10 protein-coding genes are annotated in these 12,286 nt (G+C 69.0%); 7 read left to right on the plus strand and 3 right to left on the minus strand.

The genetic code is table 11. The features are described from left to right. The first annotated feature begins 18 nt into the window (after positions 1-18). The 4 genes from WFK95_RS04895 (at position 19) to WFK95_RS04910 (ending at position 6,791) form a co-directional block, all read left to right on the plus strand. A complete protein-coding gene (locus WFK95_RS04895) occupies positions 19-978 on the plus strand; it encodes a heavy-metal-associated domain-containing protein (RefSeq protein ID WP_443081524.1) in 960 nt (319 codons plus the stop codon). A 26-nt stretch (positions 979-1,004) separates the two neighbouring features. Beyond that, on the plus strand, positions 1,005-3,578 hold the full coding sequence (locus WFK95_RS04900; protein ID WP_336670021.1) for a heavy metal translocating P-type ATPase: 2,574 nt from the start codon (positions 1,005-1,007) through the stop codon (positions 3,576-3,578). Positions 3,579-3,885: 307 nt separating this feature from the next. After that, positions 3,886-5,370: a hypothetical protein gene (locus WFK95_RS04905; protein WP_336670022.1), complete on the plus strand. Its 1,485-nt coding sequence runs from the start codon at positions 3,886-3,888 to the stop codon at positions 5,368-5,370. A gap of 98 nt (positions 5,371-5,468) precedes the next feature. Further along, the gene (locus tag WFK95_RS04910) at positions 5,469-6,791 is read left to right on the plus strand and encodes an ISL3 family transposase (protein ID WP_336670023.1); all 1,323 of its coding nucleotides are present in this window, start codon (positions 5,469-5,471) and stop codon (positions 6,789-6,791) included. A 182-nt stretch (positions 6,792-6,973) separates the two neighbouring features. Here WFK95_RS04910 and WFK95_RS04915 read toward each other — a convergent pair whose 3' ends face one another. Then, positions 6,974-8,788, minus strand: coding sequence for an ABC-F family ATP-binding cassette domain-containing protein (locus tag WFK95_RS04915; protein WP_336670024.1), 1,815 nt, complete (start codon positions 8,786-8,788; stop codon positions 6,974-6,976). 73 nt (positions 8,789-8,861) lie between these two features. Between WFK95_RS04915 and WFK95_RS04920 the strand changes: the two genes are divergently transcribed. Then, a complete protein-coding gene (locus tag WFK95_RS04920) occupies positions 8,862-9,863 on the plus strand; it encodes an enoyl-CoA hydratase/isomerase family protein (RefSeq protein ID WP_336670025.1) in 1,002 nt (333 codons plus the stop codon). Positions 9,864-9,875: 12 nt separating this feature from the next. On the opposite strand, the gene WFK95_RS04925 is transcribed toward WFK95_RS04920, so the two are convergent. Beyond that, positions 9,876-10,313, minus strand: coding sequence for a MarR family winged helix-turn-helix transcriptional regulator (locus tag WFK95_RS04925; protein WP_336670026.1), 438 nt, complete (start codon positions 10,311-10,313; stop codon positions 9,876-9,878). Positions 10,314-10,368: 55 nt separating this feature from the next. Here WFK95_RS04925 and WFK95_RS04930 point away from each other — a divergent pair, with 55 nt between their 5' ends. Continuing rightward, on the plus strand, positions 10,369-10,914 hold the full coding sequence (locus tag WFK95_RS04930; RefSeq protein ID WP_336670027.1) for a DUF6790 family protein: 546 nt from the start codon (positions 10,369-10,371) through the stop codon (positions 10,912-10,914). A 229-nt stretch (positions 10,915-11,143) separates the two neighbouring features. Beyond that, entirely contained in the window at positions 11,144-11,791 is a 648-nt protein-coding gene (locus WFK95_RS04935) for a LysE family translocator (RefSeq protein WP_255603366.1), read from the plus strand. Positions 11,792-11,800: 9 nt separating this feature from the next. Here WFK95_RS04935 and WFK95_RS04940 read toward each other — a convergent pair whose 3' ends face one another. Beyond that, positions 11,801-12,244 carry a PaaI family thioesterase gene (locus WFK95_RS04940; protein WP_224646954.1) on the minus strand — a complete coding sequence of 148 codons (444 nt, stop codon included), beginning with the start codon at positions 12,242-12,244 and terminating at the stop codon, positions 11,801-11,803. Positions 12,245-12,286 lie beyond the last annotated feature (42 nt).

Genomic DNA, 12,286 nt, shown 5'->3' on the forward strand with positions numbered 1-12,286 from the left:
GAGACGACGCGGCGCTCGATGAATCCGGCGGCCAAGCTGGCGGTCTACGGCGCCGGCCTCGTGATCGCCTTCGGCGGCGCCTACGGCATCGCCGGCGCGGTGGTGCCGGACGGCACCGTCGCCCAGTGGAACGCGCAGGCGGACCAGGGCCACGGCGGGCACGCCGCCCCGGCCGCAGCCGCCCCCGCGGCGCCGACCGCGCTCAAGGGCGTCTCGCTCAGCGCCGAGGGGCTCACCTTCGCCCCCGTCGCCGCGCCGCGCGCGGTCGGGGAGGCCGGCGCCCTGAGCTTCCGCATCGAGGACGCCGCCGGCGCACCCGTGACGGCGTACACGACCACGCACGAGAAGGACCTGCACCTCATCGTGGTCCGCACCGACGGCAGCCTGTTCCGCCACGTCCATCCCACGCTCGACCGCGCCACCGGCGTCTGGTCGCTGCCGTGGAGCTGGGCCGAGGCGGGCACCTACCGCCTCTACGCCGACTTCGCGCCCGCGACCGGGTCCGCCGTCACGCTCACGCGCACCGTCGAGGTCGCCGGCGGCTACGCACCCGCCGACCCGGCCCCGTCGCGCACGGCTCAGGTGGACGGCTTCACCGTCCAGCTCGACGGTGACCTCGTCGCCGGTGCCTCGAGCCCCGTCACGCTGCGCGTGAGCCGCGACGGCGCGCCCGTCACCGCGCTGCAGCCCTACCTCGGCGCCTTCGGCCACCTCGTCGCGCTCCGCCAGGGCGATCTCGCCTTCCTGCACGTGCACCCCGAGGGTGCCGAGCCGAAGCCGGGGGACACCGGCGGGCCCGCCATCGCCTTCCAGACGCAGGCCCCCACCGAGGGGCGCTACCTGCTGTACCTGGACTTCCAGGTCGACGGGGTGGTGCGCACCGCGAGCTTCGTCGTCGACGCGGCCGCGTCCGCGGCGCCGCCGAACCCCACGACCCCATCCGCCCCCGCTCCGGCCGACGGCCACGGCGGGCACTGACCACCACAGAAGAGGAGGAATCGACCATGAGCACACCCGGCAGTACCACCGGCGGCGCGCACATCGAGCTGGATATCGGTGGCATGACCTGCGCCTCGTGCGCCAATCGGATCGAGCGGCGCCTCAACAAGATCGACGGCGTGAGCGCCACCGTCAACTACGCCACCGAGAAGGCGAAGGTCGTCGCGCCCGAGGGCGTCGACCCGCAGCGCATCATCGACGAGGTCGTCGGCACCGGCTACAGCGCCACGCTGTCCGGGGCGGCGGCACCGTCGGGGCCGGGCGGCGAGGAGAGCACCCCCGCGGACGTCGAGCTGGCCTCGCTCCGCACCCGGCTCATCGGCGCCGTCGTGCTCAGCGTGCCCGTCATCGCCATGGCGATGATCCCCGCGTGGCAGTTCACCTACTGGCAGTGGGCCTCGCTGGCGCTGGCCTCGCCCGTGATCCTGTGGGGCGCATGGCCCTTCCACAAGGCGGCGTGGGCGAACCTCAAGCACGGCACGGCCACGATGGACACGCTCATCTCCATGGGCACACTGTCGGCGTTCCTGTGGTCGCTGTACGCCCTCTTCCTCGGCACCGCGGGGGAGCCGGGGATGACGCACCCGTTCTCCCTCACGCTCGCGCCGTCCGACGGTGCCGCGAACATCTACCTCGAGGTGGCCGCCGGCGTCACCATGTTCATCCTCGCCGGGCGCTACTTCGAGAAGCGCTCCAAGCGGCGGGCCGGGGCGGCGCTGCGCGCGTTGCTCGAGCTCGGCGCCAAGGAGGTCTCCGTCCTGCGCGACGGGGCCGAGGTGAAGATCGGCGTCGACGAGCTGCGGGCGGACGACGAGTTCATCGTGCGGCCCGGCGAGAAGATCGCCACCGACGGCGTGGTCGTCTCCGGGACGTCCGCGGTCGACGCCTCGATGCTCACCGGCGAATCGGTGCCCGTCGAGGTCGGACCGGGTGACGCGATCACCGGCGCCACGGTCAACGCGGGCGGACGACTCGTGGTGCGCGCCACCCGCGTCGGCGCGGACACGCAGCTCGCGCAGATGGCGCGGCTCGTGGAGGAGGCGCAGACCGGCAAGGCCGAGGTGCAACGCCTCGCCGACCGGATCTCCGGCGTCTTCGTGCCGATCGTCATCGCCATCGCCGCGGTCGCCCTGGGTGGCTGGCTCGGCGCGGGCTTCCCGGTCTCGGCGGCGTTCACCGCCGCGGTCGCCGTCCTCGTCATCGCCTGCCCCTGCGCGCTGGGCCTCGCCACGCCGACGGCGCTGCTCGTCGGCACCGGCCGGGGCGCCCAGCTGGGCATCCTCATCAAGGGGCCCGAGGTCCTCGAATCGACCCGCCGCGTCGACACCGTCGTGCTCGACAAGACCGGCACCGTGACCACCGGCCGGATGACCCTGGTCGACGTGATCACCGAGCAGGGCGTCGACCAGCTCGACGTGCTGCGCTACGCCGGCGCCCTCGAGGACGCCTCCGAGCACCCGATCGCCCAGGCGATCGCCAAGGGCGCGGCGGAGAAGGTCGGAATCCTCTCTCCCGTTGACGGTTTCGCGAACGTCGAGGGGCAGGGTGTGCAGGGTGTCGTCGACGGCCACGGCGTGATCGTGGGTCGCGAGTCGCTGCTCGCCGACTGGGCGCTGCACCTGTCCGACGGGCTCGTCGCAGCCAAGGCGGACGCCGAGGCGCAGGGCGCGACGGTCGTCGCGGTCGGCTGGGACGGCGCGGCGCGGGGGATCCTCGTGGTCTCCGACGTCGTGAAGCCCACCAGCGCGGAGGCGATCCGGGAGCTGCGGGCACTGGGTCTGACGCCCGTGCTGCTCACCGGCGACAACGAGGCCGCCGCCCGGAAGATCGCGGCGGAGGTCGGCATCGACGAGGTGATCGCCGAGGTCATGCCGCAGGACAAGGTCGCCGTGGTGACCCGCCTGCAGGCCGAGGGCCGCGTCGTGGCGATGGTCGGCGACGGGGTCAACGACGCCCCCGCGCTCGCCGCCGCCGACCTGGGACTCGCGATGGGCACGGGCACCGACGTCGCGATCGAGGCGGCGGACATCACCCTGGTCCGCGGGGACCTGCGGGCCGCCGTCGACGCGATCCGCCTGTCGCGCACCACCCTCCGGACGATCAAGACGAACCTGTTCTGGGCCTTCGCCTACAACGTCGCGGCGATCCCGGTGGCGGCGCTCGGCATGCTCAATCCGATGCTCGCCGGCGCGGCGATGGCCTTCTCCAGCGTCTTCGTCGTCGGGAACAGCTTGCGCCTGCGTGGATTCCGCAGCGCGGCGGGGCGGGCTCCGGCCGATCGCCCCGGAGACCGGATCCCTTCCACCGATCGAGAGGACACCACCGACATGAGCTGCTGCAGCACGAACTCCTCGCAGCCCGAGGACATCCGGCTGAGCGTCGCGCCCGCGAACACCGCGCAGGCGGCGGACGAGAACACCACCTGCCCCGTCATGGTCGGCAACCCGGTGGTGAAGTCCACCGCCGAGGCGCGCGGACTGTTCCGCGACTTCGACGGCGAGCGGTACTTCTTCTGCTGCCCCTCGTGCGCCCCGAAGTTCGACTCGGACCCGGCGAAGTACGCGGCGAACGTCGCTTGAGCCGAGCGAGGAAGCGCCGGTCGGCGCGCGGGTCAACCGCGCCTCGGCCGGCGCTTCGGCATGATCGCGTCTACGAATTCCAACTCAGCGGCCGGCCGCGGACATCTGCGTCGCGCCTGCCACGAGGAGTGGAAATTCGTGAGCGACCGCCTACACGAGCGCCTCCGAGAGCTCCAGCCAGCGCAGCTCCTGCTCGGCGAGCTCGTCCTCCAGTGCGGCGACGTGTGCGTCTGCGCTGCGAGACTGTCCCGGCGCGATCGGCGAGTGCCCGTGCGCAGCTGTATGAGGCGGCAGAGGCGTTGCAACTATGAGGAACACCAACGATGTGCTGTTTGCGGCAATGATCGGTAGCTCAGACACGAAGCTTGTGTCGGATTCAACCGCTTCCGCGCCCGTAGGGCACGAACTTGAGATCGTGAGCGGAACTGAGCCAACTCCTGATCGTGAGGACCTCAACGTCCCCGACCGATTCGAGATGATCCGATCGTCGGGCACAGGAACTCTGAGGTCGCTGATCTCGCCCGTCGATGAGTCCTTGGAAGCCCTGGACGAGCGATTTGTCGATCTGAGAGCCGCCCGTCGTGGTGGGTTCGTCGTGCTTCGCGGCGAGCCCGGTGCCGGAAAATCCACCTTCCTCGACACAGTCCACCTCTTCCGCGAAGGGGTTGTGACGGAAAGGGTTGCCCAAGAGGAGGACATCGCGGAGCGCTTGCGGAGGATTGGCGCATCGGAGAACGCCCGCGTGATCGTCATTGAAGGTCGAGAAGCGCTGCTTGATGTCACAGAGCCTGCGCTGGAGGCATCGATGCACGCGATCAATACCTTCGTTCGGAGCTCGCAGGGTGCTGATACGCTCGTCGTTTGGCCAACTAACACCGACCCGCTCATGAAATCACTTGTGGAGTTGGGGACTCGTCTAGGTGGAAAGGCTCTTATGGGTCACGACGGCGGGGTTCTGCGATTTGTCGGTCCACCGCAGTCTGCGTTCACGCAGATTGCAGAGCGTACAATTGCCGCCCTGAACGACGGTGCCTCACTGTCGGCGCTCGGGATTTCGGAAGAACGAGCACGAGAGATCGCTTTGCGAGAAGCTACGATCGGTGACTACTTAGGCGCAATTCGGCGAGAATTGCTCCGGAATGACGCCAAGGTGAAGAAGCTTCTAAAGGTCGAGCAATTCCGTCTCTGGGTAGTCGTCGTCGCAGGAAACGATGTAGAGGGCGACGTTGCGGCACTCACACGCGGAGGGTTTGCGTATGCCGACATTGACCGGTTGATCAATTCGACCGGGGCGAACATCGTGCAGGAGCTCAAGAAGCGCCCTGACGATCTCGGGATTCTCGGAACCGTGCTCGATGTGAAGGTCATTCATCTCGACGTATTCACTGCCCTAGCAATTGCGCGGCAGCATGCTAACGAAAAGCTTCGGGAGCTCATGAAGGCGGAGGGTATGTCGGTGAGTAAAGATCGACAGGCGGATTCCAGGCTAATGAGCTCTGAGCTAGGGTTGATCATGGCAGGCAAGTCCTTGGGGACGCGACGGCGAGGTATCAAACCCGGCGGCAACACGAAGACCGCCTTCGAAGGGCTCGCGCGAATCGCTCGAAATGATGACGGACTGCTCAATCGCGCAATTGGTGAGGGTCTATTGTCGTCCGGTCTTGTGGCCTCATTTGAGGCTGAGAAGCCGCTCGGCACTACGTTGCGATACGATTCGGATCTGTACGTCATGCGAGACGGGGAGCCAACTCGCGTGGAAGTTATGTGGCTCTTCCCGATCGGGAGTGCATGACCGGGTTCGGGTCTGACGCGGCGAGCCGCAAGATGTAGGGGGTCCTGGGGTGTTTCGATGAGGGTTCCTACACGCCTTGCCGAGCACCCACAGGACCCATGACTGAGCCTACTGCTGCTGTTGCCTCTGCTGTCGCGGACACGATCTGCCGGACCGTGGAGTTGGGGGTGACGATCACCGGCGCGGCTGCGGAACCGCAGCTCACGCACCTGCTCGCCGAAGTTCTCGCACCGGATCTCCATTGCCCAGGCTGCGGCACAGAGGGCCGGCTGCGGGATCGGGTGGTGCGGTCGCTGACGGATCTCCCGCTGGCGGGCCTTCCGACCCGACTTCACCTGCGCGTTCCGCGGCTGCACTGCGAGCGCGCGGGGTGCGCGGTGAAGGTGTTCCGGGCAGGTATCGACCAGGTCGCCGCGCGGCGCGCTTCATGCACCCACCGAGTCACGCGGTGGATCCTGCAGCGTCTGGTGTGCGACAAGATGAGCATCTCCGCGGTCGGCAAGGTGCTTGGGGTCGGCTGGAACACGGTCAACTCACTCGCGTTGTCCGCGTGCCGCAGCCTGGTCTACGACGGCGATCACCTCGACGGCGTGCGGGTAATCGGCGTTGATGAGCACACGTGGAAACACGTCCAAGGCCAGGGGGATCCGTCGTCAGTGACGGTGATCGTCGACCTGACGCCGGTGCTCGATGGCACCGGCCCAGCGCGGCTGTTGGACATGGTTCCCGGCCGCTCGCAGGCTGCGTTCGCAGGCTGGCTCAAAGCCCGCGACCAGGCGTTTCGGGACCGGGTGAAGGTGGTGGCGATGGATGGGTTCACCGGCTACCGCACCGCCGCCGAAGCCGAACTCCCGCAGGCGGTGACGGTGATGGACCCGTTCCACGTGGTGCACCTCGCGGCGGACAAACTGACCGTGTGCCGGCAGCGGATCCAGCAGCTCACCTGCGGGCACCGCGGCCGCAAGGGGGATCCGCTCTACGGGATCCGCCGGCTGGTGCTCACCCGCCCCGCGCTGCTCACCGACAAGCAGCAGACCCGACTCGATGCCGGGCTCGCCGCCGACGAGATGCACGTGGCGGTCGACGTGACTCGGCAGGTGTATCTGCAGCTCATCGACGCCTACCAGCAGCCCAACCGGGCCACCGGCAAAAAGCTGATGCTCACACTGCTCGAGAAGATCCGAGGCGGTCTGCCGCCCGGCCTGGGCGAGCTGGCGCAGCTCGGCAGGACGTTGTGGCGCAAGCGTGCCCAGGTGCTGGCCTACTTCGACACCGACGCCAGCAACGGCCCTGTCGAAGCGATCAACGGCCGACTCGAGCACCTGCGCGGCATCGCCCTCGGATTCCGCAACCTCGAGCACTACATCTTGCGGTCACTACTGCACTCCGGCCAGCTCGCCGACCGCGTCAACGCACTCTGAAACGGGAAGAGCCAGTTATGTGGCGTACTACAACGGGTCGAGCAGAGATTGCAAATTACGTTCTGACAAAGCTGGGGAATTATGCAAGGGCGATCGGCCTCATAGAGTAGCCCTGTGCTGAGCCGCGGATCGGTTCGGCACGGCGAACGGAGATCTTTGCGGGCGGAGGCAGGCGGTGCCGCTCAGCTCTCCAGCGCCTCCGACAGCTCGAGCCACCGCAGTTCCTGCTCCGCCAGCTCGTCCTCCAGCGCGGAGATCTTCTTCATCTCGTCCGCGAGGCCGGCGTAGTCGCCCTGATCGTGCTCGGCCAGCGCGAGTTTCGCCTTCTCGACCTGCTCCGTCAGCTTGGTCATCCGGCGCTCGACGGCCGTGACCTCCTTCTGCGCGGCCCGCAGCTCGGCGCCGCTGAGCCCGGACTCGGCGGGGGCGTCGGTCACCGTCGAACCCGCACGGCCGGAACCGGATCCGGAGCCCGAGCCGTGCTGGGCGCGCCGCAGGGCGAGGTACTCCTCGACGCCGCCGGGCAGGTGCCGCAGGCGGCGCTCGAGGATCGCGTACTGCTGGTCGGTGACGCGCTCGAGGAAGTAGCGGTCGTGCGAGACCACGATGAGCGTGCCCGGCCACGAGTCGAGGAGGTCCTCCATCGCGGCCAGCATGTCGGTGTCCAGGTCGTTGGTCGGCTCGTCGAGGATCAGCACGTTCGGCGAGTCGAGCAGGATGAGCAGCAGCTGCAGGCGCCGCTTCTGTCCGCCGGAGAGGTCCTTGACCGGCGTCGAGAGCTGCGCGCTCGCGAAGCCCAGCCGCTCCAGCAGCTGCGAGGGGGTCAGGTCCTGCGCCTTGGAGCCGCTGCCCACGGTGAAGCTGGTGGCCAGGTTCGCCAGCACCACCCGGACCGGATCCTCCCAGTGCTGCTCGAGCTCGTCGAGCCGCTGCGTCAGCGTCTGCACCTTGACGGTCTTGCCGCGCTTGACGGTGCCGGTCGTGGGCTGGACGGCACCGTCGATGAGGCCGAGCAGCGTCGACTTGCCCGCCCCGTTGACGCCGAGGATGCCGGTGCGCTCGCCGGGCGCGACGCGCCACTCGATGTCGCTGAGCACCTGCTTGTCGCCGTACGCCACGCCGACGTCGAGGATGTCGACGACGTCCTTGCCGAGCCGCGAGACCGCGAGCGACTGCAGCTCGGTCTTGTCGCGGATCTCGGGGACGTCGGAGATGAGCGCGTTCGCCGCGTCGATCCGGAACTTGGGCTTGCTGGTGCGGGCGGGGGCGCCGCGGCGCAGCCAGGCCAGCTCCTTGCGCGCGAGGTTCTGCCGCTTCTGCTCGATCGACGCCGCCTGCCGGTCGCGCTCGACGCGCTGCAGGATGTACGCGGCGTAACCGCCCTCGAAGGGCTCGACGATGCGGTCGTGCACCTCCCACGTCGCGGTGCAGACCTCGTCGAGGATCCACCGGTCGTGGGTCACCATGAGCAGGCCGCCCTGGTTCGCGGGCCAGCGGGTCTTGAGGTGGCCGGCGAGCCACTCGATGGCCTCGACGTCCAGGTGGTTCGTCGGCTCGTCGAGGATCAGCACGTCGTGCTCGCCCGCGAGGAGCTGCGCCAGTTGCACCCGGCGACGCTGCCCACCGGAGAGCTCGCCGAGGCGCGCGTCCCACGGCAGGTCCGTGAGCAGGCCGGCGAGGATATCGCGTACCTTCGGGTCGCCCGCCCAGACGTGCTCGGGGGTGTCGCCCACCACGGAGTGGCCGACGGTGTCCTCGTCGTCGAAGAGGTCGGTCTGGGTGAGCACGCCCACCCGGACGCCGCCGCGTCGGGTGACGCGGCCGGAATCGGGCTCGCGGGTGCCGGCCAGCAGGCCGAGCAGGCTGGACTTGCCGTCGCCGTTGCGGCCGACGATGCCGATCCGGTCACCCTCGTTGACGCCGAGGGAGACCGAATCGAAGACCGTCTTGGTCGGGTACTCGAGGTGCAGCGCATCCGCGCCGAGAAGATTCGCCATCGCGCGTCCAGGTTACGCGGGCACCTGCCATACTGATTTAGTTGGATATGCGACTAATCGCGAGGAGTGGGCTGTGAGCGACGCCGAGATCGTCACCACCGTGGCCGGGGGCACCGGCCACATCGAGCTGAATCGTCCGAAGGCGCTCAACGCGCTCACCATGGACATGGTGCACGCGATCGACGCGGCGCTGCAGGCCTGGGAGTCCGACGACGCCGTGACCCGCGTGCTCCTCACCTCCGCCTCGCCCAAGGCCTACTGCGCCGGCGGAGACATCCGCGCCATCCGCGACCAGGTGGTGGCGGGGGAGGACTTCACCCCGTTCTTCCGCGACGAGTACGACATGAACCTGCGCCTCGCGGAGTTCCCCAAGCCCGTGATCGCCCTCATCGACGGCGTGAACATGGGCGGCGGCGTGGGCGTCTCGATCCACGGCTCGCACCGCGTCGTCTCGGAGAAGGCGCTCATCGCCATGCCCGAGGTCGCGATCGGCTTCCTCCCCGACGTGGGCGCCACGCACATCCTCGGCCGCCTCCCGAAGGGCTTCGGCGAGCTCATGGGCATGACCGCCGCCCGGATCGGCGCCGGCGACGCGCTCGCCGTCGGGCTCGCGACGCACTTCGTGCCCTCGTCGGCCATGCCCGACGTCAAGGCCGCCCTCCTCGCCGGGGAGGAGCTCGACGGTGTCCTCGCGCGCTTCGGCGACACCGCCCCCGCCTCGACCCTGCCGCTCGACGAGATCGCCGACGTCTTCGGTCGCGACTCGGTGACCGAGATCCTCGCGGGCCTCGCCACGACGTCCGGCGCCTGGGCCGACACTGCCCGCGAGCAGCTCTCCACGGCCTGCCCCACCTCGGTCTTCGTCACCTTCGACCTGATTCAGGAGTCGCGCAACCGGACCCTGGCACAGTGCCTCGCCGAGGAGGCCGTCGTGGGCGCCCGCCTGGTCCGCCGCCCCGACTTCGTCGAGGGGATCCGCGCGGTGCTCGTCGACAAGACGCGCGACCCGAAGTTCTCGCCCGCGTCGGTCAGCGACGTCGAGGAGCGCGAGATCGAGGCGATCATCGGCAACTGATCCGCTCGCGGATCAGCCGCGGCCGGCAGCGGTCGCGAGGAAGTCGCGCAGCACGATGCTGTCGCGGAGATAGCGCTCGTACGGGAAGTCCTGTGCGGTGAGGGCCTTTTCGAGCTGGGCCGCGTAGTCGGTGCTCGACGCGTGGAACTGCTCCGCACCCTTGTCCGTCAGGCGCACCAGGCGCCGGCGGGCGTGCTCGGGATCGGGTTCGACGGTGACCAGCCCCTCCGGCGCGAGCGCGGTCAGCATGCGGCTGACGGCCGCGTCGGAGACGAGCATCGCTTGCGCCAGCTCGTGCTGCGTCGCGGGCTGCACCTCCTCGAGGGTGCCCAGGAGCCGCATCCGGCTGTAGCTCAGCGCGCCGGGGGCTCCGTACTCGCGCGTCACGACACCGAGCAGCATCGTGATGTGGTTGAGCACGTCGCCCAGGCCCTCGTCGGGTTCGTTCATGTCTCCAGGCTACAGGAGTCTTGACCCGTTAATATTAACGTGTTAAGACTGAGTTATGAACGCATCGACGCAGTACCTCATCCACACGTCCACCCCGCTGATCTTCCCGATCGCCGCGGCGATCTGGGCCGCTGTCCGCTCCTCCCGCCGGCCCGGCGAGCGTCTCGAGATCTGGCAGCGGGCGATGCTCGTCGCCGCCGGCCTGGGCGCGGCGTGGGTGGGCGTCTTCTTCCTCCTCGCTCCGGACGTGATGGCGAACGAGATCGGATTCCCCGCCGGGAATCCCTTCCAATTCGAGATCGCCTTCACCAATCTGGGCTTCGCGGCGATGGCCTTCGTCCTGGTCTTCCGGCATCGGGGATTCCGGCTCGCCTACGGCGTCGGCTACGCGATCTTCCTGTGGGGCGCGGCGTTCGGGCATCTCGACCAGTGGTTCGCGCACGGTGACCACCAGCCCGGCAACACCGGCGGCATCCTCATCGTCGACATCCTCGTCCCCGCGGCGATCATCGCGCTCGCGATCGCGGACCGTCGCCACGCATCGGACGGCGATCGCGTGAGCGTCGGCGTCGGCGCCGGCCCGCTCCCCGCGTCGCACTGACTGCGGACCGGCTCGCAACGCGTGAGCCGCTCTGTGAGCTCGAACGGCTATGACATCGTGACCGCCAGTGACACACCGGATATGTCGTGGTTCCGGGTGTCACTGGCGGTCACGATTTCATAGTGTCCGGAACTCGGGGGGTGCGACGTCGCGCCCGCGTTCACGCGGATGCCAGTCACACTCGACTGGATATGTACTCCGATGCCAGTTGCTCACGAGGATGGGTCTCATGATCGTTTCGTGGACCGCGGTGGCGGGAATGGTGGTGACGGCGTTGGCGATGGTGCTCACGCCCGGGCCGAACATGATCTACCTCGTCTCCCGCAGCATCGGCCAGGGCCGCGCGGCCGGACTGATCTCGCTGGCCGGCACCGGGGCGGGCTTCCTCGTCTACCTCACCCTCGCGAACGTGGGGCTGGCCGTCGTCTTCGTGGCGGTGCCGTGGCTCTTCATGGGCTTCAAGGCCGCCGGCGCGCTGTATCTGGGTTGTCTCGCGTGGCAGGCGCTGCGTCCGGGCGGCCGCGGGCTGTTCGAGACCACCGACCTGCCGCGCGACTCGAGCGCGAAGCTCTTCCGGATGGGGCTCCTCACCAACCTGCTCAACCCCAAGGCGGCGATCATGTACCTCGCTCTGATCCCGCAGTTCGTCGACCCCTCCCGCGGGCACGTCGCCGCGCAGGGCTTCCTCCTCGGGGGTATCCAGATCACGGTGTCGATGCTGGTCAACGCCGCGATCGTGATCGCCGCGGGTGCGGTGGCGGCGCTCATCGCGCGGCGCCCGACGTGGGCGGCGTGGCAGCGCCGGATCACGGGCACGCTGCTCGGCGCCGTCGCGCTGCTCCTCGCCCGCGAGGTCCCGCAGCGCGCCCGCGTGTGAGTGCCGGCGTCAGCCCACCTGGTACGTGCCCGTAGCGCTCGCGACCAACACGTCGCCCGTCTGCGAGTACATGTCGCACCGCACGTGGCTGGTCTTCCGGCCCGTGGACAGGCGGTGCGCCCGCACCCGGAGGCCGTCCGCGATCAACGGGGCGATGAAGTTCAGCGACAGCGACGCGGTGACGCCGCGCAGCTTGTCCGGCACCGGGCGGCCCGCCCACGCCGCGACCATCACGCCGATGTCCGCGGCCGCCGCGATGAGGCCGCCGTGCATCATCGTGCCGACCGTCGTCAGATCGGGCCGGTAGGGCACGAGGAGCGTGGCGGCGCCGTCGGAGATCTCCTCCAGCTGCACCCCGAGCAGAGCGACGAAGGGCGACGCGGGCACGAACTGCCGCATGATCTCGGAGCCGTCGGCGGCGCCGGCGTCGAGCTGATCGGGCGAGACGGTCATCGAAGTTCTCCTAGTCTGACTATGAAAACGAAGTATGACTAG

Origin of the sequence: Tsukamurella sp. USMM236, from assembly GCF_037148755.1 — a bacterium.
Taxonomy (GTDB): domain Bacteria; phylum Actinomycetota; class Actinomycetes; order Mycobacteriales; family Mycobacteriaceae; genus Tsukamurella.

What these genes read in the sequence shown, in the direction of transcription:
- WFK95_RS04930 (WP_336670027.1), top strand. Translation starts at nt 10,369, where the DNA reads ATGAACGCATCGACGCAGTACCTCATCCACACGTCCACCCCGCTGATC.
- WFK95_RS04935 (WP_255603366.1), top strand. Translation starts at nt 11,144, where the DNA reads ATGATCGTTTCGTGGACCGCGGTGGCGGGAATGGTGGTGACGGCGTTG.
- WFK95_RS04905 (WP_336670022.1), top strand. Translation starts at nt 3,886, where the DNA reads ATGAGGAACACCAACGATGTGCTGTTTGCGGCAATGATCGGTAGCTCA.
- WFK95_RS04940 (WP_224646954.1), bottom strand. Translation starts at nt 12,244, where the DNA reads ATGACCGTCTCGCCCGATCAGCTCGACGCCGGCGCCGCCGACGGCTCC.
- WFK95_RS04900 (WP_336670021.1), top strand. Translation starts at nt 1,005, where the DNA reads ATGAGCACACCCGGCAGTACCACCGGCGGCGCGCACATCGAGCTGGAT.
- WFK95_RS04915 (WP_336670024.1), bottom strand. Translation starts at nt 8,788, where the DNA reads ATGGCGAATCTTCTCGGCGCGGATGCGCTGCACCTCGAGTACCCGACC.
- WFK95_RS04895 (WP_443081524.1), top strand. Translation starts at nt 19, where the DNA reads ATGAATCCGGCGGCCAAGCTGGCGGTCTACGGCGCCGGCCTCGTGATC.
- WFK95_RS04925 (WP_336670026.1), bottom strand. Translation starts at nt 10,313, where the DNA reads ATGAACGAACCCGACGAGGGCCTGGGCGACGTGCTCAACCACATCACG.
- WFK95_RS04910 (WP_336670023.1), top strand. Translation starts at nt 5,469, where the DNA reads ATGACTGAGCCTACTGCTGCTGTTGCCTCTGCTGTCGCGGACACGATC.